Source organism: Pseudomonas sp. ZT5P21 (assembly GCF_054897785.1).
The window spans coordinates 5,086,571-5,112,217 of record NZ_CM142705.1; the positions used below are offsets into that span (position 1 = coordinate 5,086,571).

The 25,647-nt window shown below is 61.0% G+C and carries 23 protein-coding genes; 13 read left to right on the forward strand and 10 right to left on the reverse strand.

Annotated features, from left to right (window positions below; all coding sequences use genetic code 11):
* Window positions 1-54 precede the first annotated feature (54 nt).
* Genes ribBA through nrdR form a run of 4 tightly spaced genes read right to left on the reverse strand, consistent with a single transcriptional unit; the run spans window position 55 to window position 3,469 of the window.
* The gene (ribBA, locus tag ACYZT9_RS23665) at window positions 55-1,146 is read right to left on the reverse strand and encodes a bifunctional 3,4-dihydroxy-2-butanone-4-phosphate synthase/GTP cyclohydrolase II (RefSeq protein ID WP_462007663.1); all 1,092 of its coding nucleotides are present in this window, start codon (window positions 1,144-1,146) and stop codon (window positions 55-57) included.
* Between the two features lie 16 nt (window positions 1,147-1,162).
* Complete coding sequence (locus tag ACYZT9_RS23670) at window positions 1,163-1,828, reverse strand: riboflavin synthase (RefSeq protein ID WP_462007664.1); 666 nt, start codon at window positions 1,826-1,828, stop codon at window positions 1,163-1,165.
* A 46-nt stretch (window positions 1,829-1,874) separates the two neighbouring features.
* Window positions 1,875-3,008: a bifunctional diaminohydroxyphosphoribosylaminopyrimidine deaminase/5-amino-6-(5-phosphoribosylamino)uracil reductase RibD gene (gene ribD, locus ACYZT9_RS23675; protein ID WP_462007665.1), complete on the reverse strand. Its 1,134-nt coding sequence runs from the start codon at window positions 3,006-3,008 to the stop codon at window positions 1,875-1,877.
* Window positions 3,005-3,469 carry a transcriptional regulator NrdR gene (nrdR, locus tag ACYZT9_RS23680; protein WP_003228656.1) on the reverse strand — a complete coding sequence of 155 codons (465 nt, stop codon included), beginning with the start codon at window positions 3,467-3,469 and terminating at the stop codon, window positions 3,005-3,007. Before nrdR ends, ribD begins: the two co-directional genes overlap by 4 nt.
* Before the next feature lie 128 nt (window positions 3,470-3,597).
* Here nrdR and ACYZT9_RS23685 point away from each other — a divergent pair, with 128 nt between their 5' ends.
* From ACYZT9_RS23685 to trxA, 3 genes are all read left to right on the forward strand, one after another.
* Window positions 3,598-4,062 (forward strand): YbaY family lipoprotein, encoded by a 465-nt coding sequence (locus ACYZT9_RS23685; RefSeq protein WP_462007666.1) that lies wholly within the window; start codon window positions 3,598-3,600, stop codon window positions 4,060-4,062.
* The gene (locus ACYZT9_RS23690; protein ID WP_462007667.1) at window positions 4,059-4,715 is read left to right on the forward strand and encodes a class I SAM-dependent methyltransferase; all 657 of its coding nucleotides are present in this window, start codon (window positions 4,059-4,061) and stop codon (window positions 4,713-4,715) included. The genes ACYZT9_RS23685 and ACYZT9_RS23690 overlap by 4 nt, the downstream gene beginning before the upstream one ends.
* 196 nt (window positions 4,716-4,911) lie before the next feature.
* A complete protein-coding gene (gene trxA / locus ACYZT9_RS23695; RefSeq protein ID WP_462007668.1) occupies window positions 4,912-5,784 on the forward strand; it encodes a thioredoxin in 873 nt (290 codons plus the stop codon).
* Window positions 5,785-5,856: 72 nt separating this feature from the next.
* On the opposite strand, the gene ACYZT9_RS23700 is transcribed toward trxA, so the two are convergent.
* A complete protein-coding gene (locus ACYZT9_RS23700) occupies window positions 5,857-6,207 on the reverse strand; it encodes a hypothetical protein (RefSeq protein WP_462007669.1) in 351 nt (116 codons plus the stop codon).
* A gap of 134 nt (window positions 6,208-6,341) precedes the next feature.
* On the opposite strand from ACYZT9_RS23700, the gene ACYZT9_RS23705 reads away from it, so the two are divergent.
* From ACYZT9_RS23705 to ACYZT9_RS23725, 5 genes are all read left to right on the forward strand, one after another.
* Window positions 6,342-6,914 (forward strand): DUF2796 domain-containing protein, encoded by a 573-nt coding sequence (locus tag ACYZT9_RS23705; protein WP_462007670.1) that lies wholly within the window; start codon window positions 6,342-6,344, stop codon window positions 6,912-6,914.
* Window positions 6,915-6,987: 73 nt separating this feature from the next.
* Window positions 6,988-7,698 carry an ABC transporter ATP-binding protein gene (locus ACYZT9_RS23710; RefSeq protein WP_462007671.1) on the forward strand — a complete coding sequence of 237 codons (711 nt, stop codon included), beginning with the start codon at window positions 6,988-6,990 and terminating at the stop codon, window positions 7,696-7,698.
* 1 nt (window position 7,699) lies between these two features.
* Entirely contained in the window at window positions 7,700-8,965 is a 1,266-nt protein-coding gene (locus ACYZT9_RS23715) for an ABC transporter permease (protein ID WP_462007672.1), read from the forward strand.
* Window positions 8,966-8,976: 11 nt separating this feature from the next.
* Window positions 8,977-9,495 carry a DUF3299 domain-containing protein gene (locus ACYZT9_RS23720; protein ID WP_462007673.1) on the forward strand — a complete coding sequence of 173 codons (519 nt, stop codon included), beginning with the start codon at window positions 8,977-8,979 and terminating at the stop codon, window positions 9,493-9,495.
* Window positions 9,496-9,728: 233 nt separating this feature from the next.
* Complete coding sequence (locus ACYZT9_RS23725; RefSeq protein ID WP_462007674.1) at window positions 9,729-10,427, forward strand: OmpW/AlkL family protein; 699 nt, start codon at window positions 9,729-9,731, stop codon at window positions 10,425-10,427.
* 78 nt (window positions 10,428-10,505) lie between these two features.
* On the opposite strand, the gene ACYZT9_RS23730 is transcribed toward ACYZT9_RS23725, so the two are convergent.
* Together ACYZT9_RS23730 and ACYZT9_RS23735 are read right to left on the reverse strand one after the other, a co-directional pair.
* The gene (locus ACYZT9_RS23730) at window positions 10,506-11,435 is read right to left on the reverse strand and encodes an NAD-dependent epimerase/dehydratase family protein (RefSeq protein WP_462007675.1); all 930 of its coding nucleotides are present in this window, start codon (window positions 11,433-11,435) and stop codon (window positions 10,506-10,508) included.
* Window positions 11,428-12,312, reverse strand: a complete 885-nt coding sequence (locus tag ACYZT9_RS23735; RefSeq protein ID WP_462007676.1) for a sugar nucleotide-binding protein — start codon at window positions 12,310-12,312, stop codon at window positions 11,428-11,430. Before ACYZT9_RS23735 ends, ACYZT9_RS23730 begins: the two co-directional genes overlap by 8 nt.
* 308 nt (window positions 12,313-12,620) lie before the next feature.
* Here ACYZT9_RS23735 and ACYZT9_RS23740 point away from each other — a divergent pair, with 308 nt between their 5' ends.
* Complete coding sequence (locus ACYZT9_RS23740) at window positions 12,621-16,925, forward strand: DEAD/DEAH box helicase (RefSeq protein WP_462007677.1); 4,305 nt, start codon at window positions 12,621-12,623, stop codon at window positions 16,923-16,925.
* Between the two features lie 135 nt (window positions 16,926-17,060).
* On the opposite strand, the gene ACYZT9_RS23745 is transcribed toward ACYZT9_RS23740, so the two are convergent.
* Window positions 17,061-19,178, reverse strand: coding sequence for a mechanosensitive ion channel family protein (locus tag ACYZT9_RS23745; protein ID WP_462007678.1), 2,118 nt, complete (start codon window positions 19,176-19,178; stop codon window positions 17,061-17,063).
* Between the two features lie 302 nt (window positions 19,179-19,480).
* Between ACYZT9_RS23745 and ACYZT9_RS23750 the strand changes: the two genes are divergently transcribed.
* From ACYZT9_RS23750 to ACYZT9_RS23765, 4 genes are read left to right on the forward strand one after another with little or no spacing between them, the layout of a single operon-like run.
* On the forward strand, window positions 19,481-20,407 hold the full coding sequence (locus tag ACYZT9_RS23750) for a DUF72 domain-containing protein (RefSeq protein WP_462007679.1): 927 nt from the start codon (window positions 19,481-19,483) through the stop codon (window positions 20,405-20,407).
* On the forward strand, window positions 20,404-21,201 hold the full coding sequence (locus tag ACYZT9_RS23755; protein WP_462007680.1) for an endonuclease/exonuclease/phosphatase family protein: 798 nt from the start codon (window positions 20,404-20,406) through the stop codon (window positions 21,199-21,201). The genes ACYZT9_RS23750 and ACYZT9_RS23755 overlap by 4 nt, the downstream gene beginning before the upstream one ends.
* The gene (clsB, locus tag ACYZT9_RS23760) at window positions 21,198-22,493 is read left to right on the forward strand and encodes a cardiolipin synthase ClsB (protein WP_462007681.1); all 1,296 of its coding nucleotides are present in this window, start codon (window positions 21,198-21,200) and stop codon (window positions 22,491-22,493) included. The genes ACYZT9_RS23755 and clsB overlap by 4 nt, the downstream gene beginning before the upstream one ends.
* Window positions 22,480-23,481 (forward strand): lysylphosphatidylglycerol synthase domain-containing protein, encoded by a 1,002-nt coding sequence (locus tag ACYZT9_RS23765; RefSeq protein WP_462007682.1) that lies wholly within the window; start codon window positions 22,480-22,482, stop codon window positions 23,479-23,481. The genes clsB and ACYZT9_RS23765 overlap by 14 nt, the downstream gene beginning before the upstream one ends.
* Window positions 23,482-23,523: 42 nt before the next feature.
* On the opposite strand, the gene ACYZT9_RS23770 is transcribed toward ACYZT9_RS23765, so the two are convergent.
* Window positions 23,524-24,282 carry an alpha/beta hydrolase family protein gene (locus tag ACYZT9_RS23770; protein WP_462007683.1) on the reverse strand — a complete coding sequence of 253 codons (759 nt, stop codon included), beginning with the start codon at window positions 24,280-24,282 and terminating at the stop codon, window positions 23,524-23,526.
* Window positions 24,272-25,381, reverse strand: coding sequence for a DUF3182 family protein (locus ACYZT9_RS23775; RefSeq protein ID WP_462007684.1), 1,110 nt, complete (start codon window positions 25,379-25,381; stop codon window positions 24,272-24,274). Before ACYZT9_RS23775 ends, ACYZT9_RS23770 begins: the two co-directional genes overlap by 11 nt.
* Between the last annotated feature and the right edge of the window lie 266 nt (window positions 25,382-25,647).

The following is a 25,647-nucleotide window of genomic DNA, read 5'->3' on the forward strand; positions in this document are numbered from 1 at the left end:
CGGGTCCCTCGGTGATATTTGAACCGCGAATACAGGGCCGGAAACAACCAGCCATTATTCGGAGGGCACGTATTCTACAACTTCCAGATCGAAACCGGATATCGCATTAAATTTCATCGGCGCACTCATGAGGCGCATTTTGCGCACGCCCAGGTCCCGAAGGATCTGCGAACCGGCACCGACGATGCTGTAGGTGGTCGGTTTTTTCGCGGGTGTGTGGTCGGCGGTTTCGCGGATATGCGCAAGCAACACGTCGCCATCGAGCGGGTGACCGAGCAACAGCACCACGCCACTGCCGGCCTCGGCAACCGCGGCCATGGCGGCACGCAGGCTCCAGCGGCCAGGCTGCTTGACCATCAACAGGTCGCGCAGCGGGTCCATGTTATGTACGCGAACCAGGGTCGGTTCTTCGGCGCACACGGTGCCCAAGGTCAGGGCCATGTGCACGTCGCCTTCCACGGAATCACGATAGGTCACCAGGTTGAATTGGCCCAGTTCGCTGTCCAGCGGCTGCTCGGCAATCCGCTGAACGGTACGTTCGTGGATCATCCGGTAGTGAATCAGGTCGGCGATGGTGCCGATCTTGATGTTGTGCTCGGCAGCAAAGGCTTCCAGTTCAGCGCGACGAGACATGGTGCCGTCGTCGTTCATCACTTCGCAGATCACGCCGCTCGGCTCGAAACCGGCCATGCGCGCGAGGTCGCAGGCGGCTTCCGTGTGGCCAGCGCGGGCCAGGGTGCCGCCGGCCTGGGCCATCAGCGGGAAGATGTGGCCGGGGCTGACGATGTCTTCAGCCTTGGCGTCTTTCGCGGCGGCGGCCTGCACGGTGCGCGCACGGTCGGCGGCGGAAATGCCAGTGGTCACGCCGGTCGCGGCTTCGATGGACACGGTGAACTTGGTGCCGAAACCGGAACCGTTGCGGGGCGCCATCAACGGCAGCTTCAGCAGTTCGCAGCGCTCGCGGCTCATCGGCATGCAGATCAGGCCGCGAGCGTGCTTGGCCATGAAGTTGATGTGTTCGGCCTGGCAGCACTCGGCGGCCATGATCAGGTCGCCTTCGTTCTCGCGGTCTTCGTCATCCATGAGGATGACCATCTTGCCTTGGCGGATGTCTTCAACCAGTTCTTCGATGCTATTGAGCGCCACAAGGCACCCCCTTGGGTCAGGATTTGAGGTAGCCATTGGCGGCCAGAAAGCTTTCGGTGATGGTGCTGCCGGTTGTTGACTCAGCGGCCTTGTCGCCCAGCAACAGGCGCTCCAGATAACGCGCCAGCAGGTCGACTTCCAGATTCACCCGGCGACCCGGCTGATACGACGCCATGATGGTTTCGCTCAGGGTATGCGGAATGATCGTCAGCAGGAACTCAGCACCGTCCACCGCGTTCACCGTCAGGCTGGTGCCGTCGACGGTGATCGAGCCTTTATGGGCGATGTACTTGGCCAGTTCTTTCGGTGCACGGATGCGAAATTCCACGGCACGCGCATTCTCGGTGCGGGCGACCACTTCGCCCACGCCATCGACGTGGCCGCTGACCAGATGCCCGCCGAGGCGAGTGGTCGGAGTCAGGGCTTTTTCCAGGTTGACCGGGCTGCCGCTTTTCAAGTCGTTCATCGCGGTGCAGTCGAGGGTTTCGCGACTGACGTCCGCGGCAAAGCCGTTGCCTGGCAGCTCAACGGCAGTCAGGCACACGCCGTTGACCGCAATGCTGTCGCCCAGTTTGACGTCGCTCAAATCGAGCTTGCCGGTTTCTACGTGTACCCGCACATCGCCGCCTTTTGGGGTCAATGCACGAATGCTGCCGATGGATTCGATGATGCCGGTAAACATGGAGTCCTCCTCGAGAACAGGGCCGTCGCGTGGCGCAGGCCGGGAATTATACGCTCGCGGTTGGCGCAGGAATGGCGATGACTCGCCAGTCATCGCCAACCGCGCGGATTTCGGTGATTTTGAGCTCGGGAGCGTCTTTCATCTGCGCCAGCGGCCAGTCCAGTAAAGGTCGGGCCGAGGAACCGAGGAACTTGCCGGCGATGAAGATCTGGAACTCGTCCACCAGCCCTTGCTGGGCAAAGGCACCCGCCAGACGCGGACCCGCTTCAACCAGCACTTCGTTGACCCCGCGATTGGCCAGTTCGACCAGCAACTTGCGCAGGTCGACCAAGCCATCATCGCCGGCCACGATCAGGCATTCCGGGCCATTGGCGTATTGCTCTTCGATCGCCATACAGGTGGCAACCAGCGCCGGGCCGGCCTTGAAGAACGGCGCATCCAACGGCACGCGCAGACGACCGTCGATTAAAACGCGCAACGGCGGACGGCTCATCGCCAAAGCGGTTTGCTCGGCATCCAGCCCCAACTCATCGGCACGTACGGTCAAACGGGCGTTGTCCGCCAGCACCGTGTCGGCGCCGGTCAGTACCACGCTGGCCTGGGCGCGCAGGCGTTGTACCGCCGAACGAGCCGCCGGGCCGGTGATCCATTGGCTTTCGCCGCTTTCCATTGCCGTGCGACCGTCGAGGCTCATGGCCAACTTGACCCGCACGAACGGCAAGCCGTGTTCCATGCGTTTGAGGAAGCCTTGGTTGAGCTTGCGCGCCTCGCCTTCCAGCACGCCGCTTTCGATAGCGATGCCGGCCTGAGCCAGACGTTGCATGCCTCGACCGGCAACCGACGGATTCGGGTCCTGCATCGCCGCGACCACGCGGGCGACACCGGCGGTCACCAGCGCATCGGCGCAGGGCGGCGTGCGGCCGTGGTGGCTGCACGGTTCGAGGGTCACGTAAGCGGTGGCGCCGCGGGCCTTGTCACCAGCGGCGCGCAGGGCGTGGACTTCGGCGTGGGGTTCGCCGGTGCGCACATGCCAGCCTTCGCCGACGATCTGCCCGTCACGCACGATCACGCAGCCAACCCGTGGGTTGGGGTGTGTTGAGTAATGACCTTTGCGCGCCAGTTCCAGCGCGCGGGCCATGTAATGGGCGTCGAGGATGGCCTGTTCCGGGGAAGTCGTCATTCTTTCACCGGCTCACGGGCCAGGCGATCGATCTCTTCGCGGAACTCGTTGAGGTCCTGGAAGCGCCGATACACCGAGGCGAAGCGAATGTAGGCGACTTCGTCGAGCTTTTGCAGCTCGGCCATCACCAGTTCACCGACCACGAGGGACTTGACCTCACGCTCGCCGGTGGCGCGCAGCTTGTGTTTGATGTGCACTAACGACGATTCGAGGCGCTCGACACTCACCGGGCGCTTCTCCAGCGCACGCTGCATGCCGGCGCGGAGTTTTTCTTCGTCGAACGGCTGGCGGCTGCCGTCGGTTTTGATCAGGCGCGGCAACACCAGTTCAGCGGTTTCGAACGTCGTGAAACGCTCGCCGCAGGCCAGGCATTCGCGCCGGCGGCGCACCTGTTCGCCCTCGGCGACCAGACGCGAGTCGATGACCTTGGTGTCGTTGGCACCGCAGAAGGGACAGTGCATGGTGGCAGGCAACAAAAAAAGGGAGGGCCATGGTAGCGCATCCCCGTGGCAAGACAAGCCATAGGGTTTGCGGTATACAGACTGGCTATATAGACCGATCCATGGATTTCACCTTGCTGGAGCCGCCAATGTCCCTAAGACCGCTCGTATTGCTCAGCCTTTTCAGCCTACTGGTGGCGTGCAGCAGCGATGCGCCCAAGCCCCAGCCGCCGACGCCAGGGCCCGCTCCGCAGGCGGCGCAGAAGAAAGCCAAAGAGTCCGCCAACCTCGGCCCGCTGCCCGCTTATCAGCGTGAATTGAGTGGCACCCTGCAAGGCGTGCCGGCCGGCGCCGAAGTCGAACTGGCCCTGCTGGTGATCGATGACAAGGATCGCCCGCAACAATTGCTCGCCAGTTCCAGCCTGATCGGCACCAATCAGATTCTGCCGTTTCACCTGCGCTTCAACCCGGAATCCTTCCCGGCCGGCGCCCGCGTGGAACTGCGGGGCCGCGCCAGTCAGTCCGGCCAGCTGATTTTGCATCTGCCGTCGCAAGTCATTACGCAACCGACGACTCAGGCAATGGGTCAGCTGCAATTCGTCAAAGCGCCATGATGGCACCGCTCGACCTGCAACAGGCGCTGGGTGAATTGCTCGGTGATGCGCAGCTTGTCCCTGTCGAATTGCCCGATACCGAGCTGAAACTCTGGCTGATCGACGGCGACAACATGGATCGCGCGTTCAGCCCGGAAGAAACGCGACGGATTCTGCATGAGCCGCCGTACTGGAGCTTTTGCTGGGCCAGTGGACTCGCGGTGGCACGCTATCTTGCCGAGTTCCCTGAGTGGGTCAAAGGCAAACGGGTGCTGGATTTCGGTGCCGGTTCCGGGGTGGCGGGGATTGCCGCCGTGAAGGCCGGGGCGCAGGAAGTTGTGGCCTGTGACCTCGACCCGCTGGCGATCGCCGCGTGTCGGGCAAATGCCGCACTCAATGAAGTGGAAATGAACTACTCGACGGACTTTTTTGCCGAGGCGGATCGCTTTGATCTGATTCTGGTGGCCGACGTGTTGTATGACCAGGCGAATCTGCCGTTGCTCGATGGATTCCTCAGTCGCGGGCGCGAAGCGCTGGTGGCGGATTCGCGGGTGAGGGATTTTCGTCATCCGCTTTATCAGCGCATCGAGATGCTGGAAGCGATGACCCTGCCGGATCTGGCCGAGCCCGAAGAGTTTCGGCATGTGAGCCTCTACCACGCGCGCCGAACCTAAAAGCTTCGCGAGCAAGCCCGCTCCCACAGGGTTTACTGTTGTTCGCAAAGATTGCATTCACAGAAGTTCCTTGTGGGAGCGGGCTTGCTCGCGAAGGCGTCCTGTCAGGCAACGCACCTCTCAACGGCCACTCCGCTTCCGGCCACCCCCCACCAAGCCGTATAGTTGCCCCATCCACGCTTTCACGAGATCCCCCATGAGTCAGGAAACGCCGTACATCTTCGACGCCACGACCGCCGATTTCGACCAGTCGGTGATCGAGAATTCTTTCCACAAACCGGTGCTGGTGGATTTCTGGGCCGAATGGTGTGCGCCCTGCAAAGTGCTGATGCCGATGCTGCAGACCATCGCCGAGAGCTATCAGGGTGAATTGCTGCTGGCCAAGGTCAACTGCGATCTCGAACAGGACATCGTCGCCCGCTTCGGCATTCGCAGCCTGCCGACCGTGGTGTTGTTCAAGGATGGCCAGCCGGTGGACGGTTTTGCCGGTGCACAACCGGAGTCCGCCGTGCGCGCGATGCTGGAGCCTCACGTGCAAATGCCACCACCGGCAGCGGCCGATCCGTTCGAACAGGCTCAGGCGCTGTTCGACGAAAGCCGTTTCGCAGACGCCGAAGCCGTGCTCACCGTGTTGCTGGGCGAAGACAACACCAACGCCAAAGCGCTGATTCTCTACGCCCGTTGCCTGACTGAACGCGGCGAACTGGGTGAAGCGCAAACCGTGCTCGACGCGGTGAAAAGCGATGAATACAAAGCCGCGCTGGCCGGCGCGAAAGCGCAGATCCAGTTTCTCGGCCAGGCCAAGGACTTGCCGGATGCCGCCGACCTGAAGGCGCGTCTGGCGAAGAATCCGCAGGACGATGAAGCGGTGTATCAACTGGCGATCCAGCAGTTGGCGCGCCAGCAGTACGAGGCGGCGCTGGATGCGTTGCTCAAGTTGTTCATCCGCAACCGCAGCTACAGCGAAGGCCTGCCACATAAGACCTTGCTGCAAGTGTTCGAACTGCTGGGCAATGATCACCCGCTGGTGACCACCTATCGTCGCAAGTTGTTTGCTGCGCTGTATTGACCGCGACCTTGTAGGAGCACGGCTTGCCGGCGAAGGCGTCCTTGAGATCGACTTCGCCGGCAAGCCGTGCTCCTACAGTTTAAGGTCGACCCAGCTGTAGAGCGGCGTATCCCCGCCGCTCGACACTTTGACCTCTGCGCTATGTCGCAAGCGCACCAACAAACGTTTGCCCGACGCCGCGCTGCCGGTCAGTCCTTCCAGTTGCTCAAGCAAATCCGGCCCGCTCAATTGCCTGGCCTTGCGCAGCAAATCCTTTGCGATCTGCCACTGCGCATCGTCCTGATTCACCGATTTGGTCACCGCCGCGCCGGCTTCGGGCTTGACCACCTGCAACTGCGCGCCGAGCCGTGCCCAGTCACCGTCGTCCATCTCCAGGGTCAAATCCACCGGCCAGTCGCCGATGCTTCCGCGTATTCGCAACATAAGTCTGCTCCTGCACATTTCTGACTCACATGCTCCCATGGGACTTGTGCAACGCCAAGCAGGCGGTCAAACTCTCGGCACTTACGTTATAAGATTACATAACAATCCTTTCACTTTACTTCCGGAGATCCGCCATGCGTCGTCTGCTGCTCGCTTTGCCGTTTGCCCTGTTGCCGCTGGTTGTCGCCCACGCCGCTGAAGAACATGACCATGGGCACGGCAGCCTAGGCGCTCACGAACATGGCGTCGCTCGCCTGAATGCAGCGCTGGACGGTCAGACCCTAGAGCTGGAGCTGGAAAGCCCGGCGATGAACCTGGTGGGTTTCGAACACGGCGCCACTACCGACGCCGACAAAGCCAAAGTCGCTGCCGTCCGTGCACAGCTGGAAAAACCGCTGACCCTGTTCAACCTGCCGAAAGCCGCTGGTTGTGTGGTGGCGGCCCAAGAACTGGAAAGCCCGCTGTTTGGTGACAAACCGGATGACGATGATGTTCACGATGCCAAGGACGAGCATCACCATGATCACAGCGAAATCCACGCTCATTACCAGTTCACCTGCACAGCCCCGGGTGCGCTGAAAACCCTGGATCTGGCGAATCTGTTCAACACCTTCCCGGCGACCCAGAAAATTCAGGTACAACTGATCAGCCCGAGCGGGCAACAAGGGGTTGAAGTGACGGCCAAGGCGGCTGCCCTTAAATTCTGATCGACCGAAGATCCAATGTGGGAACGGGCTTGCTCGCTCCCACAGGGTTCACCACCTTTCTAACCGGTTTCACATGACCCAAGCACTCATCGAACTGTCCGACCTGGGCTTCAGCTGGCCCGGTCACCCGCCGCTGCTGGACATCCCGGCGTTTCGTCTGGAACCGGGTGAAACCCTGTTCCTCAAAGGCCCGAGCGGAAGCGGCAAGACCACCCTGCTCGGCCTGCTCGGTGGTGTGCAAAAGCCCGATCGCGGCAGCATTCGCCTGCTCGGCCAGGAACTGACCGAACTCGGCGCCGGCGCGCGTGATCGTTTCCGGGTCGATCACACTGGCTACATCTTCCAGCAGTTCAACCTGCTGCCGTTTCTCTCGGTGCGCGAGAACGTCGAATTGCCCTGCCACTTCTCCAGACTGCGCGCCGAACGGGCAATCCAGCGCCACGGCAGCGTCGATCAAGCCGCTGCCACCTTGCTCGCTCACTTGGGCCTGAAGGATGACAGTATCCTCAGCCGCCGCGCCGATTCGCTGTCCATCGGTCAGCAACAACGGGTGGCCGCCGCGCGCGCCTTGATCGGTCAGCCGGAACTGGTGATCGCCGACGAACCGACCTCGGCCCTGGATTACGACGCTCGCGAAAACTTCATTCGCCTGCTGTTCGCCGAATGCCGCGAAGCCGGGTCGAGCCTGTTGTTTGTCAGCCATGACCAGAGCCTCGCGCCGCTGTTCGATCGTCACCTGTCGCTGGCCGATCTCAATCGCGCCGCCACGTCTGCAGAGGTCTGAGATGTATTTGTTTCGTCTAGCCATGGCCAGCCTGGCTAACCGCCGCTTCACCGCGATCCTCACTGCATTCGCCATCGCCCTGTCGGTCTGCCTGCTACTGGCCGTGGAGCGAGTGCGCACCGAAGCCAAGGCCAGTTTCGCCAGCACCATCAGCGGCACTGACCTGATCGTCGGCGCGCGTTCGGGATCGGTGAACCTGTTGCTGTACTCGGTGTTTCGCATCGGCAACGCCACCAACAACATTCGTTGGGACAGTTTCGAGCATTTCGCCAACAACCCGAAAGTGAAGTGGGCGATCCCGATGTCGCTCGGCGATTCTCATCGCGGTTATCGGGTGATGGGCACCACCGAGGCATACTTCGAGCATTACCAGTATGGGCGGCAACAACACCTGGAGTTGTCCGATGGTCGCGCCTTCGCCACCGATCCATTTGAAGTGGTGCTGGGCGCCGAAGTCGCCGATGCACTGCACTACAAACTCGGCGACAAGCTGGTGCTGGCCCACGGCGTGGCGGTGATCAGCCTGGTCAAACACGACGACAAACCGTTCACCGTCGTCGGCATTCTCAAACGCACCGGCACCCCGGTGGACCGCACGCTGCACATCAGCCTTGGCGGTATGGAAGCGATCCACGTCGATTGGCACAACGGCGTGCCGGCACGCGGCAACGGTCGCATCAGCGCCGATCAAGCGCGCAACATGGACCTGACGCCACAAGCGATCACCGCGTTCATGCTCGGTCTCAACAGCAAGATTTCAACCTTTGCCTTGCAACGTGAGATCAACGAATTCCGCGGCGAACCGATGCTGGCGATCCTGCCGGGCGTCGCGCTGCAAGAGCTGTGGAGTTTGATGAGTACGGCGGAAAAAGCGCTGTTTGTGGTTTCGCTGTTCGTGGTGCTGACCGGGTTGATCGGCATGCTCACGGCGATTCTCACCAGCCTGAATGAACGCCGGCGCGAGATGGCGATTCTGCGCTCGGTGGGCGCTCGTCCGTGGCACATCGCAACGTTGCTGGTGCTGGAGGCGTTCGCGCTGGCGTTGTCGGGGGTGATTGCCGGCGTGGTGCTGCTTTACGTGTGCATCGCTGCCGCTCAGGGTTATGTGCAGGCCAATTACGGTTTATATCTGCCGCTGGCCTGGCCCAGTGAATATGAATGGACGCTGCTCGGTGGCATTCTGATCGCCGCGCTGCTGATGGGCAGCGTGCCGGCCTGGCGCGCGTATCGCCAATCTCTGGCCGACGGTTTGTCGATCCGACTATGAGGACGTTAATGATGCCCCGCGCTCTGCTTGCGCTGTTGATGCTGGTTGCCCTGCCGCTGTGGGCGGCCGAGCCGAAAGAGCTGACCTGGTCGGAAATGATCCCGCCGGACGCCATGCCGGAAGTGCCGAACATGACACCACTGCACGACATGTCGCAAATGAGCAGCACGTTGTCTGCGGAGTCGGCACCCGCGGCCAAACAGGACATGCCGAACGCGCCAGTGGTGAAAAACCTCGACGGTCAGAACATTCGCCTGCCGGGCTACATCGTACCCCTGGAAGTGAGCGAAGAAGGTCGCACTACGGAGTTTCTGCTGGTGCCGTATTTCGGCGCCTGCATCCATGTGCCGCCACCGCCGTCGAACCAGATCGTGCATGTAAAAAGCGAAGTCGGCGTGAAGCTGGATGAGTTGTATCAGCCGTACTGGATCGAGGGTGCATTGCAGGTCAAGGCGTCGACCAGCGAATTGGCGGATGCGGGGTATCAGATGGAGGCGGACAAGATTTATGTGTATGAACTGCCGGAGTGAATCCGATAGTTGTGTGTTGTTTGGCCGACAGCTATCGCGAGCAAGCTCGCTCCCACATTGGATCTGCACATCGACACAAATCCCCTGTGGGAGCGAGCTTGCTCGCGATGGGGTCCTCAAAGGTTCCGCAAAAAACCGCCCCATCACTGTTTCATTGAGCTGAGTCAAAAGACCGGACCAGACGGCTCCGTACCATTGGACATCAAACATTTTTAACGTCCTTTGGAGCCCCCATGCACAAGTCATTGCTCAGCGCTTCGCTGTTTGCCCTCGCGCTCGCAGCCCCTCTCGCCAATGCGCACGAAGCCGGCGACATCCTCGTTCGTGCCGGTGCAATCACCGTCAACCCGAAAGCCGACAGCTCCAGCGTCAAGGTCGATCAAGGCCCGCTGAAAGGCGCCGATCTGGGTGGCAAAGCCACCATGAGCAGTGACACGCAACTGGGTCTGAACTTCGCTTACATGATCGACAGCCACTGGGGGATCGAGTTGCTCGCCGCCTCGCCATTCGAGCACGACGTGAAGCTCAAAGGCACCGCCCTGGGCGCGGCCAACGGCAAGCTCGGCACCCTGAAACATCTGCCGCCAACCCTGAGCGTGGTGTACTACCCACTGGATGCGAAATCCGTGTTCCAGCCCTATGTCGGCGCCGGTATCAACTACACCTGGATTTACGACGAACACGTCGGCAGCGAAGCCCAGGCCAACGGCTTCAGCAACTTCAAGGCAGATAGCTCGTGGGGCATGGCGTTTCAGGTCGGTGCCGACTACATGATCACCGACAACATCCTGCTCAACGCCCAAGTGCGCTACATCGACATCGATACCACCGCGACCGTTGAAAACAACGCCGTTGCACCGGGCACTCGGGCCAAGGTCGACGTGGATGTTGATCCGTTCATCTACATGGTGGGTCTGGGTTACAAGTTCTAAATATCGTTCACGTGGTGGGAACGAGCTGCAAAAAAAGGCGCCTTCAAAAAAGGCGCCTTTTCTATTACCGCGAAAAACTCAGCGGCCCAACAACCGTGCCAGGCCGACACTCATCGGCGTCTGCTTCGGGCGCGCAAAACGCTCCAGCAACCGCTGGTTGTTCGCTCGTGAATGGCGGATATCACCGGAGCGCGCCGGACCATAAGTCACGAGCGGCAATTCACCGACCACCACTTTCAGCGCTTCAAGCATTTGCCTGAGGCTGGTGGCCTGGTTCCAGCCAACATTGACTGCGCCGTCTTCAACCTGCGGTTTCTCGATGGCTTGCACCAGCACCTCGACCAGATCCTCGACGTACACAAAATCCCGCGTCTGCTCGCCGTCGCCGAACACGGTGATCGGCAGGCCGTTCTGCGCCCGCTCGCTGAAAATGCTGATCACCCCGGAGTACGGCGAGGATGGATCCTGGCGTGGGCCAAAGATGTTGAAGAAACGGAAAATCACCGGTTCCAGCCCATGCTGGCGACGGTAGAAATCGAAGTAATATTCGCTGGCCAACTTGTCTGAAGCGTACGGTGTCAACGGTGCCTTGGGCGTGTCTTCATTGATCGACTCGCCTTCACCATTGTTGCCGTAGACCGCCGCGCTGGACGCAAACAGCACGCGCTTGACGCCGGTCTCGCGCATGGCTTCGCAAACATTCAGCGAGCCGATGAAATTGCTCTGGTGCGTCCTCACCGGATCGTCCACCGAGGCCTGCACCGAAGCCACCGCTGCCAGATGCGCAACCGCACTGCAACCTGCCATCGCCTTGGCGACCAGCGCCGCATCGGCGACGTCGCCGACCATCAGCTCGACGCCAGGGTTATCCAGCGGCAGGTTGCTGCGCTTGCCAGTGGAAAGGTCATCGAGTATCCGCACCGAGTAGCCCTTGGCGAGCAAGGCGTCGGTCAGGTGCGAGCCGATGAAACCGGCACCGCCGGTGATTAATACAGGGCCGTCAGCCATGGCGATAGAACCTGTCCAGCAAGGCCGGGAGTGCCGCACGCCAGGCGCGGGGCTTGATCCCGAAGGTGTGAAGGATTTTTTTGCAGGCCAGCACCGCGTGTTGTGGCTCTTCGGCAGCGTCCGGTCGCGCGGCGTGCGCCTGGGCGGTCGGCGCTTCGATGGCCAGTTCGTGAAGGCTGCGTGCTTCGGTGAGGATCGCCTGCCCCAGCGCCAGCGGCGTGGTCGCCTCGTGGCCGGCGTAGTGGTAGGTGCCCCACAGCGGCGCCGCGCAATCGAGTTGCTTGAGCACGGAAATGATCACCCGAGCCGCGTCGTCCACCGGTGTCGGATTGCCCCGACGGTCGTCGGCCATCAACAGTTCTTCCGGTTTCTCGGCACGGGACAGGAAACGCCCAAGGGTGCCGTCGGGGCTGTCATCGAGCAGCCAGCCGAACCGCAGCAACACATGTTGCGGGCAGGTCGCGCGCACGCTTTGCTCGATCCGCCACAAGGCCTGACCGCGCAGGCCCAAAGGCACCGGCTCGTCTTTTTCGCTGTAGGCCGTCGCCCGGGAGCCGTCGAATACGCGATAGCTCGAGGGTTGCAGCAGAACGATGTTGTGGTGCTGGCACAGTTCGGCCAGGCGCTCTACGGCGCGCTCCTGCCCGGCCAGACGTTGCTCGCTGACCGTCTCCGCCTGGAACCAGTCGAAGTAGTAGGCGAGGTTGATCAGCGCGTCCGGGCGCGTGTCGTCGAGCAGTTGCGTCAGGCTCGCGGCATCCCAGCCGTCTTGCGGTGGGCGGGGGGCGAGGAAGCCGATGTCTTCCTCCGCACCGAGGCGAATCAGCGCCTGCCCAAGGGCATTTCCCCCGCCCAATAACATAAGGCGCATTCGCATAGAGTCAGCAGGCCCAGTCTGATTGGAACAATGGCTTAATCGACATCGCTCGCGGCGATGCCGTCGATAGATGCCGGAATCGTTGCATTTTGCGGGTTTAGTGTGCAACCGTCATCCGTAAAGTGTAGATCCCGGGTATTTGTGGTGCTGCAAATGGCCCCATCGCGAACAAGCTCGCTCCCACATTGGATTTGTGTGCGCCGCAAATCCCCTGTGGGAGCGAGCTTACTCGCGATGGAGCCCTCAGCATCGGCGAAGGTTTTGAGCGGTACTTGCATCTTCCCCACCCCGCCCGCATAAATTGCTTCATGAACCTGCCCATCCCCGCAGACAGTGCCCTGAACGGCTTTCACCCCGCCGTCAGCGCCTGGTTCAGCAACACCTTTGCGACGGTTACCGCCGCCCAGGCCCGGGCGTGGCCGCTGATCCGTCAGCACCGTTCGACGTTGGTCGCCGCGCCCACCGGCTCCGGCAAGACCCTCACCGCGTTTCTCGCCGTCATCGACGATCTGGTTCATCGTGGGTTGGAAACCGCAGGCGGTTTACCTGACGAAACGCTGGTGGTCTACGTCTCGCCGCTCAAAGCCTTGTCCAACGACATCCAGATCAACCTGCAAAACCCGCTGGCCGGCATCACGGAACAGTTACGTGCGATGGGTTTGCCCGAGCTGCAGATCAATACCGCTGTACGCACCGGCGACACGCCACAAAAAGACCGCTCGGCAATGCGCAAAACCGCACCGCACATTCTGGTCACCACCCCGGAATCCCTTTACGTGCTGCTCGGCTCCGACTCCGGCCGGCAAATGCTCAACACCACGCGCACGGTAATCGTCGACGAAATCCACGCCATCGCCGCCAGCAAACGCGGCAGTCATTTGGCCCTGAGCCTGGAACGTTTGCAGGCGTTGTGCACAGCACCGTTGATGCGCATCGGCCTGTCCGCCACACAAAAACCGATTGAAGCGGTTTCACGCTTTTTGGTGGGACGTGACCGCGAATGCGAAATCATCGACATCGGTCACGCCCGTCCCCGGGATCTGGGCATCGAAGTACCACTGGTGCCGCTGTCGGCGGTGATGGCCAACGACGTTTGGGAACTGGTCTACGATCGCCTCGCCGTCCTTGCTCGGGAACACCGCACCACACTGATTTTCGTCAACACCCGGCGTTTGGCCGAACGCCTGAGCCGGCATTTGAGCGAGCGCCTCGGCAAGGAAGCGGTCGCCGCCCACCACGGCAGCCTGGCCAAGGAGTTCCGACTCGACGCCGAACAGCGGCTCAAGCGCGGCGACCTGCAAGTGCTGATCGCCACGGCGTCGCTGGAACTGGGGATCGACATTGGCGATGTCGACCTGGTCTGCCAGATCGCTTCGCCGCGCTCGATTGCCGGTTTTCTGCAACGGGTCGGCCGCTCGGGCCACCAGGTCGGCGGCATGCCGAAGGGCCGCTTGTTCGCCACCACCCGCGACGATCTGATCGAATGCACCGCCCTGCTCGACTGCGTGCGCCGCGGTGAACTCGACACGCTGCAGATCCCTGAAGCCCCGCTGGACGTGCTGGCCCAACAGATCATCGCCGAGGTCAGTTGCCAGGAATGGCAAGAGCAAGCGCTGCTGGGGATGTTCCGCAAAGCCTCGCCCTACGCCAACCTCGACGAAAAACATTATCAGGCACTGCTGCAGATGCTCGCCGAAGGCTACCACGGGCGTCAGGGCATCCGCGGCGCGTACCTTCACCGCGACGCCGTGACTCGCACGTTGCGCGGTCGCCGGGGCAGTAAACTGACCGCCGTGACCAGCGGCGGCACCATCCCCGACAACGCTGACTACAGCGTGCTGCTGGAACCGCAAGGGCTGAACATCGGCAGCGTCAACGAAGACTTCGCCGTGGAAAGCATCGCTGGCGATATCTTTCAGTTGGGCAATACCTCGTACCGAATCCTGCGGGTGGACACCGGCAAGGTCCGGGTCGAGGACGCTCACGGCCAGCCGCCGACCATCCCGTTCTGGCTCGGTGAAGCACCGGGGCGCAGTGCAGAACTGTCCTTCGCCGTAGCGCGTCTGCAAGCCCGACTCGACGACCTGCTTGGCGCCACGCCCGGCAACTTGCAGCCCGCCCTCGACTGGCTGACCGACACCCTCGATCTGAACCTCGCCAGCGCCGAACAACTGGTGGATTACCTCGCCCGGGCACGCCTGACATTAGGCGCTCTACCCTCGCAGGACACGCTGCTGATGGAGCGTTTTTTCGACGAGTCAGGCGGCACACAACTGATCATCCACACGCCGTTCGGCAGCCGTATCAATCGCGCGTGGGGCCTGGCCTTGCGCAAGCGATTCTGCCGCACCTTCAATTTCGAATTACAGGCCGCCGCCAGCGAGGACGCCATCGTCCTGTCGCTGTCCACCAGCCACAGCTTCGATCTCGATGACGTCTGGCGCTACCTGCACAGCAACAGCGCCGAGCACCTGCTGATTCAAGCGGTGCTCGATGCACCGCTGTTTGGCGTGCGCTGGCGCTGGAATGCCGGGGTCGCGCTGGCGCTGCCGCGTTACACCGGCGGTCGCAAAGTCGCGCCGCAGATTCAACGGATGAAAAGCGAAGACCTGATCGCCAGCGTGTTTCCCGACCAGATCGCCTGCGTGGAAAACCTCGCTGGCGAACGCGAGATTCCCGAGCACCCACTGGTGGAACAGACCCTCGACGACTGTCTCCACGAAGCCATGGATTGCGAAGGTTGGCTGGCGTTGCTGCGGCGCATGGAAAGCGGCGACGTTCGCCTGATCAGCCGCGACCTGCCGGCGCCCTCGCCGTTGGCCGCCGAAATTCTCAGCGCCCGGCCTTACACCTTTCTCGACGACGCGCCACTCGAAGAGCGCCGCACCCAAGCCGTGCTCAACCGTCGCTGGACCGATCCGCAATCCACCGACGACCTCGGTGCGCTGGATACTGAAGCGATTCAAGCGGTGCGCGATGAGGCCTGGCCGACGCCGACCGGCATTGATGAAATGCATGAGGCACTGATGAGTCTCTCGTGCATCAGCGATGCCGAGGCGCAGGCCAGTCCGCAGTGGCTCGACTGGCTGAAAGCACTTGCCGAAGGCGGTCGCGCCAGTCGCTTGCAGGTCGATGCAGAGCGATCACTGTGGCTGGCGCTTGAACGACTGACTTGCCTGCGGGCTATTTATCCACAGGGGAAATTGTTGCCACCGCTGGTGGCGCTGCCGGGATTCGACGAAGTGTGGGAGCCTGACGAGGCGGTGCTGGAAGTCATCCGCGCGCGGCTCAGCGCTTTTGGTCCGTTGCCGCTGAGCGCGATTGCCGAACCTCTGGGATTACCTCTGACACAAATCACCCAGGCGCTGGCGCAACTCGAAGGCGAAGGTTATGTGTTGCGCGGACAATTCACTCCCGACGCCGATCAGCAGGAATGGTGCGAACGGCATCTGCTGGCGCGGATTCATCGCTACACGGTCAAGCGCCTGCGGCGGGAAATCGAGCCGGTGGCGTTGCAGGATTTCATGCGTTTTCTGTTCGACTGGCAGCATCTTTCTGCGGCGACTCAGGGCCAGGGCAGCGCCGTGTTGCCGGCGATTGTCGGTCAACTCGAAGGCTACCCCGCCGCGGCCTCCGCCTGGGACAGCGACATTCTGCCGATGCGAATCAAAGGTTATTCGGCCAGTTGGCTGGATGACCTGTGCCGCAGCGGCAAACTGGTCTGGACGCGCCTGACTGCGCGCAACAAAAGCGCCAGCACCGCGTTGCGCAGCACGCCCATTGTGTTGCTGCCGCGCAGTCAGGTCGGGTTGTGGAGCGCACTGACCGAGCAGACACCGGTCAGCGAACTGACGCCGAAAACGCAAAAGGCTTACGAAGCCCTCAGCCAGCACGGTGCGTTGTTTTTCGATGAGTTGATTCATGAGGCTCATCTGCTGCGCGCGGAGCTGGAAATTGCCTTGCAGGAACTGGTCGGCGCCGGACTGGTGAACGCTGACAGCTTTGCCGGTTTGCGGGCGTTGATCACGCCGGCGAGTAAACGCCAGGCCCGCAGCAGTCGACGCGGACGAGGAGCGTTTATCGGCGGCATGGACGATGCCGGGCGCTGGGCCTTGCTCCGACGCGGGCCACCCGCGCCGGGGGTGGATAACAAACGTCCGGCACCGACGCCGAACGGGACTCTGGAACACATCGCGATGACACTGCTTCGGCGCTACGGCGTGGTGTTCTGGCGCCTGCTGGAGCGCGAAGCGGATTGGTTGCCGAGCTGGCGCGAATTGCTGCGCACGTTCCATCGGCTGGAGGCGCGAGGCGAGATTCGCGGTGGGCGGTTTGTCAGTGGTCTCGCCGGTGAGCAATTTGCCTTGCCTGAGGCGATTCCGTTGCTGCGGGAAGTGCGGCGACGGGCACATGACGGGAGTCTGATCGCCGTGTGCGGGGTTGATCCGTTGAACCTGGCGGGCACGCTATTACCCGGCGCGAAAGTACCGGCGCTGGCGAGTAATCGATTGGTGTATCGCGATGGCTTGCCGGTCGCTGCCGAGATCGCCGGCAAGCCGGTGTTCTGGGTGGAATCGACGATCGAAATACAACATAAACTGACCCGGCATTGATGGTGTCTGGGCCGGCTTCTTCGCGAGCAAGCCCGCTCCCACAGTAGATCCCAGTCGTGCACAAATGCTGTGTTCGCTGAAGATTTACTGTGGGTGCTGGCTTGCTCGCGAAGAGGCCATCACTGCCGATAAAAATCATTGAGCACTCGACTGATCCGGCAGCAACACCGACGAATGCTCCTGCTGCGCCCCGTCATCCACCCGCTCATCCACCCCCCGCTTCGGTAGCAAAACCTGCTGTGGATAAGTCTGCGCGAAATGCACACACGGGCTGTTATCCACAAGCTTTTTCAAGCGCTGGTTGAATGCCCGACTCACCGCATACTGCCCACCCGATACGGTGCGGAACTGCGCCGTCAACACCACCCCATTGAGGTCCATTTTGTCGACGCCGAATACGTCCAGTGGCCCTTGCAGGTTGTACTTGAGAAACGCGTCGTCACGGATAGAATCTCCCGCCTCACGAATCAACTCGATGGCCTTGTCCACGTCGGTGTCATAGGTGAACTGCACCGAGAAGAACGCATACGCGAATTGGCGCGACTGGTTGGTAACGGCCTTGATCTGGCCGAACGGCACCGAGTGCACAAACCCCTTGCCGTCGCGCAGGCGCAACGTACGGATGGTCAGGCCTTCGACGGTGCCGGCATGCCCGGAGTCGAGCACCACCCAGTCGCCGATCGACAGCGTGTCCTCAATGATAATGAACAGGCCGGTGATCACGTCCTGCACCAGTTGCTGCGAGCCAAAACCGATGGCCAGACCGACCACACCTGCACCGGCCAGCAATGGCGCGACGTTGATCCCGAGGTTGGCCATAGTGGTGATCGCGCATATCACCACGAGGATGATTTTGATCGCGTTGCGCAACAGCGGCAGGATGGTTTTGACCCGCGTACTGGGCTGCGTCGTGCGTTTATTGATCGGCGGTTTCAAAGCTTCCTGAATCGCCGTGTCGAGCACCACCCACAGCAACCAGGTCACCAGAAAGATCAAGCCCATGCTACTCAGCGACTCACTGATCGCCCGGCCCACTGAGTTGCGCTCGGCGAACTCGAACAGCGACACGCCCCAGATCCGCCCTAGAATTTCGATAAACGCCACAGCCGTGACGATTCGCAACAGCGCGTGCAGCAAACTGAGAAACCGTTCCTTGTAAGCACTGCTTCGCCGGTTCGCGTTGGCTTTCAGGGATCTGAACAGGTGCTGGAAAATCGTGCTGAGGAACACCGTGGCGATCAGCAGAATGGTCGTAAACAAAGCGCAGCGCAGGGCTTTCTGATTGTCCTCGCCGACGCCGATCAGGTTGATCGCCGAGACCATCACCATCAGCAGAATCGGCCAGTACCAGAGCCCGGAAAAGATCCGCAGGGATTCCTGCAACGAAGGCTGTTTCAAGCGCTGCGCCAGCGGCCGGTTGCGGATCAGGTGCGCCACCGGACGCCTCAGGCGAATCACCAGTAGTCCAAAAATGATCGAAGCAAACAGACCGGTAAATACCGCGATGCTGCTGGTAATGTTGCCGCCCAGTTGCCGGGCGATCTGCGGGCTGGTCAGTGCGTCGCTGAGCGCCGCGAGGAAACCGATCAGAAACAGCGGCTTGGGGCAGTAATCACGGATGATCTGCACCGCGCGGCGCTTGTGGCCGGTGTTGAACATGACGATCACGCACAAGAATATCGAGGTGGAGAAAATACCGCTGCTGGTGGCGTAGGCGAAACACAGGGCCAATGCACGGCCCACCGAGTTCGGCAGAAAATGGCTAACGTATAAAGTCAGTGGCAGGCAGATCAACGCTGGAATCGTGTACGGCAGCAGGTAGCCAAGCAGGTCTTGATTGCGTTGTCGCTTTCGAAAAAAACGCCCTTCACTCAACCGTTTATCCAGCAGTCCGCCGAGCACCGTGAGCAAGGCAAAAACACCGAGCCAGACGGCGGACAACAACAGAAAATCGCCGACCACACTCATGGGTGAACGAGACGAGGGCTGATTCACCAGTTTGTCGACTTCATCCGCTGCCCGATCCGCCCGCAGGCGCCAGGCGTCGACCAGGTTTTCGTCGAGGTCGAGTTTGTCCTGCACGTCGTCGATGCTTGAGCTGATCGCCCCGAGCAGGCCGCCCTGGACCAGTGGTTCAGGTTTTGCCTGTTCCGCGGCTGCGGCAGGAACACCCGGCAGCGTGGCAGCTTCCAGCTCGTTGCTGCCTGAAATCAGCAACACCCCCAGCAGTATCGCGGTCTTGAACTTGAGCAAAACGGGAAGCTCCTTGAAAAGGGTCTGTAAGGAACTGATTGGCAAACGCCCGGCAAGTTCGGTTTTCACCGCGAGATAACAGGTGACACAGTTCGCATTCGGGTGCGGGCTTGCTCGCGAAGGCGGTATTTCAGACAAATCGATGTTGAATGTGCCGTCGCTTTCGCGAGCAAGCCCGCTCCCACATTAGTCAGCGGTGTTCTTTTGAGCGTGTGCCGTCCGTAGTCCCGTGGAAACTTTCTCGCTTGCCCCGCAGTCATCAAAAGACGGGTGCAACCGAGGACCAGCAGACAGGAGGCGACATGGCGGCGATTCACATTGGTATTTCAGGCTGGCGCTACACACCCTGGCGGGGGGATTTCTACCCGAAGGGGCTGACCCAGAGACGCGAATTGCAATTCGCGTCCCGGGCGGTCAACAGCATCGAAATCAATGGATCGTTTTACGCCCTGCAACGGCCCGAACGTTACACCGAGTGGTACGCCGAAACCCCGGCGGACTTCATCTTCAGCCTCAAAGCCCCACGGTTCATCACCCACATCAAACGACTGCGAGATATCCACACTCCCCTGGCAAATTTCTTTGCCTCCGGGGTCCTGGAGCTCAAAGAAAAACTCGGCCCGATCCTCTGGCAATTTCCGCCGAACTTCAAATTCGACGTCGAGCTGTTCGAAAACTTCCTCGAACAATTGCCCCGGAACACCCAGCAGGCCGCCGCCCTCGCCCGCCAGCATGACTCGCACCTACACGGGCACGCCAGCGTGAAGGCGTACAAGAAAAAGCCCTTGCGTCATGCCGTCGAGATCAGGAACGAAACCTTTATCGACCCGGCGTTTGTCCGCCTGCTAAAACGCTACAACGTCGCTCTGGTCATCGCCGACACCGCCGGCAAATGGCCGTACCGCGAAGACCTCACCAGCGACTTCGTCTACTTGCGCCTGCACGGTGCCGAAGAACTCTATGCCAGCGGTTACACCCCCGAAGCGCTGGACCGCTGGGGCGACCGGATCGAAGCCTGGAACCATGGCCGGCAACCGCCAGACCCGCAACTGATCGCACCGCGGCAAAAGCCCAAGGCGCTTAAATCCCGCGAAGTGTTCTGCTATTTCGACAACGACATCAAGGTTCGCGCGCCCTACGATGCGCGCCGCTTGCTTGAGCATTTCCATCTCGACAAAGACCTCACCACGGCACCCGGCGAGCCTGCTGCCGAAGGAGTGCTCGCATGAATGGGCCCGAGCCGCTGCGCGCCACCGATGATCAGCCACATACCATGATCGCCGTGCGCCGCTTCACCGTGCTGACGGTCAATACGCACAAAGGGTTTACCGCGCTCAATCGGCGTTTCATCCTGCCTGAACTGCGTGAAGCGGTGCGCAGCGTGTCCGCCGATGTGGTGTTTTTGCAGGAAGTCCACGGCACGCACGAGCATCATCCCAGCCGCTACAGCAACTGGCCGGCGATTCCACAGTACGAATTCCTCGCCGACACGCTGTGGCCGCAATTCGCCTACGGGCGCAACGCGGTCTACCCGGCGGGCGACCACGGCAATGCGCTGCTGTCGAAATTCCAGATCATTCGTCACGACAACCTCGACGTGTCCATCAGTGGCCACGAGAACCGCGGCATCCTGCATTGCGTGTTGCGCCTGCCCGGCGACGGCCCGGAAGTGCACGCGATCTGCGTCCATCTGGGGTTGCGCGAAACCCATCGCAATGAACAGCTGAAGCTGCTCGCCCAGCGTCTCGAAGAATTGCCGAGCGATGCGCCGGTGATTGTCGCTGGCGACTTCAACGACTGGCGCCAGCGCGCCGATGCGCTGCTCAAGCCCTGTGGTTTGCGCGAGGTCTTCGCCGAACACCACGGCAAACCGGCGCGCAGTTTTCCGGCACGAATGCCAGCCTTGCGCCTGGACCGCATCTACGTGCGCAACCTCAAGGCCAGCCGACCGAAAGTTCTGGCGGCACGACCCTGGTCACACCTTTCCGACCACGCACCGCTATCGGTGGAGATCGAACTATGAGCAGCGCACCGATGGAAAAAACCACCGTGGAACATGTACCCACCAACCCACCGATTCGTGAGCCCGGCGTGGCCGACGCTGAATACGGTTGGCAGGGCAACAACCTGGTGGAATTGCTGGAAAATGGCGAAGAGTATTTCCCGCGGGTATTCGACGCCATGCGCCAGGCCAAGACTGAAATCCTTCTGGAAACGTTCATTGTGTTCGAGGACAAGGTCGGCAATGAGCTGCAGCAAGTGCTGATCGATGCGGCGCGACGGGGCGTGCGTGTTACCGCCAGCTTCGACGGGTTTGGCTGTGGCGAGTTGGGCACCGAGTATCTCTCAGCGTTGAGCGAGGCCGGCGTGCGCCTGCAAATTTTTGACCCGGCACCGAAGCGGCTGGGCATCCGCACCAACTGGTTCCGACGCCTGCACCGCAAGATCGTGGTGGTCGACGGCACGATTGCGTTCGTCGGAGGGATCAACTTTTCCGCCGACCATCTGGCTGACTTCGGCCCTGAGGCCAAGCAGGATTACTCGGTTGAAGTGCAAGGCCCGGCGGTGGCCGACATTCATCATTTCGCGCTGCTGCAAAGCGGTCGCCCGGCCCGCGCGAAATACTGGTGGCAACGCCGCCGGCAGCGGCGCTCGGAACTGGCCTTCAGCGACCACGATGGCCAGGTTCGTCTGGTGTACCGCGACAACGGTGATCACAAGACCGACATCGAAGAGGTTTATCGACAAGTACTGCGCAGTGCCCAGCGCCGCGTGGTCATCGCCAATGCCTACTTCTTCCCGGGCTATCGCCTGCTGCGCGAGATTCGCAACGCCGCTCGCCGTGGTGTCGATGTACGGCTGATTCTGCAAGGGCAGCCGGACATGATGGTGGCCAAACTGGCGGCGCGCATGACCTATGACTACCTGCTCAAGGCCGGCGTGCAGATTCACGAATATTGCGAGCGCCCGCTGCACGGCAAAGTCGCGCTGGTGGACGAAGACTGGAGCACCGTCGGTTCGAGCAACCTCGACCCGCTAAGCCTGTCGATGAACCTGGAAGCCAACGTGCTGATCCGAGATCGCGCCTTCAACCGCGATTTGTTCGAACGCCTCGAAATGCTGAGCAACAACCATTGCAAAGCCATGTCTGCGGACAAATCCCCCCGCGGACGGGTTTGGCACATGACTGTCGGTTTTCTGGTGTTTCACTTCCTGCGACATTTCCCGGCCTGGGCCGGCTGGCTACCGGCGCACAAGCCGCGCCTGAAACCCTTCACCCATCCTGCGGGGAGCGATCATGATGAGCCGCGCTGAAATCCATTCGGCGCCTCACGCCGACAACCCGACACCCGCCTCGATAAAAAGAACACGCTGGAGTCGCTGGAAAAAACCGCTGACGATGCTGTTTTTCTTCGCGCTAATCGTCCTGTTCACGATGCTCGCCCAGCGCATCGAATGGAACGAGGTGTTCGACACCCTCGCCAATTTCAAAGTGCGCACGCTGATCATTGCATCCGGGCTGACGATGGTGAGTTTTCTGGTGTACGCCTGCTTCGATCTGATCGGCCGCACCTACATTCGTCAGGACCTGACCTGGAAGCAGATCCTGCCGGTGGGCATCATCAGCTACGCATTCAACCTCAACCTCAGCGCTTGGGTAGGCGGCGTCGCCATGCGCTATCGCCTTTATTCACGACTAGGGGTGAGCAAAAGCAACATCGCGAAAATCCTCGGCCTGAGCCTGGCGACGAACTGGTTCGGGTACATGGTGATTGCCGGTGCTGTGTTCAGCAGCGGTCTGGTGCGCATGCCGCCGGGATGGAAACTCAGCAGTGGCGCGTTGCAGGGTGTGGGGATTTTGTTGTTGCTGGTCAGCGCAGGATACCTGGCGGCGTGCCGGTTTTCCGCACGACGAGAGTGGTCGATTCGTGGCGTGGAAATCAACCTGCCTTCCTTGCGCATGGCGATGTTGCAATTGGCACTGGGGGCGCTGAACTGGTCGTTGATGGCCGCGGTGATTTTTACCTTGTTGCCGAGCAAACTGGATTATCCACTGGTGCTGGGGGTGCTGCTGATCAGTGCGATCGCCGGGGTCATCACGCACATTCCGGCGGGACTTGGTGTGCTGGAAGCGGTGTTTGTGGCGTTGTTGCAGCATGAGGCATCGCGAGGCAGTCTGGTGGCCGGGTTGCTGGCGTATCGGGCGATTTACTTCATCTTGCCGTTGTTGATTACCTTGGTGATGTATTTGATCGTCGAAGCGAAAGCCAAGTCGCTGCGGATCTCGAAAAAACCCAAGTGATAGCTGCACTTGTGGCGAGGGAGCAAGCTCCCTCGCCACAGATCATTTGGATTGAATGATGCTCAACCGCTCACCCACCACCATTTCGGTAATCCAGTCCACCAGAATCGAGGTGTACGCCTGTTGCGAAACCGGCTCGCTCAACGCGTGATCGGCGCCGTCGATAATCCGGTGGGTCAGCGAATGTGTCTGCTGGCATGCGGCGCGGTAGCTCATGATCGTCGCGTGTGGCACGTATTCGTCGGACTCAGACTCGACCAACAGCACATCGCCGGTAAATTGCGAACAGGCATGCAGCGCACGATTGGTGTCGGCGCGAACCAGCGTACGGCGGTAATCACGCAAATCCATCTTGTCCAGATCGCGTTTGGGCGTATGCCATTGCTCGTCGCGATACAGCGCCGGCACTCGCAGCGCCAGCCAGCGTACGGGTCGCAATGACGTCAGGATCGACGCCAGGTAACCGCCATAACTGGTACCGACCACGGCAATCGCCGAAGTATCCAGGGCCGGATGCGCGAGTAATCGGTCGTACGCTGCCAGCAGGTCGCGCAGGTTGTCTTCGCGGGTGACCCGCGTGAGAGAAATGCCGGTGCCGCCAGTGTGCCCGCGCAAATCGAACGTCAGGCAAACGCAGCCCAGACCCGCGATGCCTTTGGCACGCTCAAGGTCGCGCTCCTGACTGCCACCCCAGCCGTGCACGAAGAGCACACCGGGGACCTTCGACTTGGGGCTGAGAAACGTCCCGCTCATCTGTTCATCGTCGATGTCGATCTGAATGGTTTCGCTTCTAGCCGTCATAGGGTTGGACCGTTACGTACTTGAGAAGAAATTCACTGTTTTGCGCCGGCCCGCGGTACACCTCGATGGCGTCCGTCGGCAGTGCCTGATCGATGTAGGTTTCCACCGAAGACACGCGGATTGCGCGTATACCCGGGTCGTTGACGAAACTCTGCAACGCCGCCACTTCCGCGCTGCTGGCGCCACCCATGCGCCAGGATTGCTCAAGCACGCCACTGCGCGGCTGGCCTTCACTGTCCAGGCCTTGCGCAATGTCGTAGTTGCGCCGCGACGCGTAGAAACCGGGATAGGCCTCGTCCGCCGCGTTGTCGAACACCTGTGCTTGCCGGATCGCCAATCGCACATCATCCGGCAGGTCCAGTCCGAGCAGATCGTCGTAGCCACCCTGCACCACGAGCAGGTTCGACCCTCCATAAACTTGCTCGCCCTGACCGTCATTGGTCAAGTATTGATCACCGCAGTAGCTCAGCACTTTATCGCCGATGAAGCTTTGGCCGACGCTGTGGGTCACCACGTCGGTCAGGTCCTGTTCCAGCACCACGCCTTCGGTGAACAGCACGTCGGCGTCGTCTCTGGCGAGAACGGCATCGAACTGGTCGAGGCTTTGGATGACTTCCTGACCGCGCCCGGCGCACGCATGAATCGGTTTTAATCGAATCGGGCCGCTGTAGAGCAAATGCTCCGCCGCAGGACGCGCATCAGTAAGGGAAAACACGCTGAGGCCATCAAGCACCACGCTGCGCACCCGTTCGGAGAACAACGGCGACCACCCCTGGGGTGCATGGGCATTTTTGTTGCGCAGGCCGTGGCTGATGGCTTTGGTGCAGATGAAGTCATAGTCGACGTAGCCGCCCCATAAATCGTCCGGCCCTCTAACACCCAACTGTTGTGCGGCAGCGGCGCCGACCAGGGTTTGGGTCGGTAAAAGATAAAGGTCACGACCGCTGTGATGGTCGGGGTCGTAACTGCCGCCGTATTTGAGACCGAGGATATGCGCCAGCCAACGGGCCAGCGCGCGATTGGTTTCGACTTCGTGCTGTGGTGCATCGGGCCGCACCGAATGGGCGACCACCAGTTTCTTGCGGTTTGTCGGGGTCATGCGTCCCCCTTCAATCGGCTGAATGTAGTGGAACGGGTGCAGAGATCAGGCCAAGCGGGACTGGAGTGAAACGTTTCCAAAATCAGCCAGTTGCGGCGGGCGCGATGGCACTAAGCCTGTTTTATTCTGCACGACGATTCTTTCAACTCCGGCATTTTGCAAGATCACAGCCTTGCGCACGTCCTCTGTGGGAGCGAGCTTGCTCGCGATAGCGGCGTGTCAGTCATATCAATCTTAACTGTCCTACCGCCATCGCGAGCAAGCTC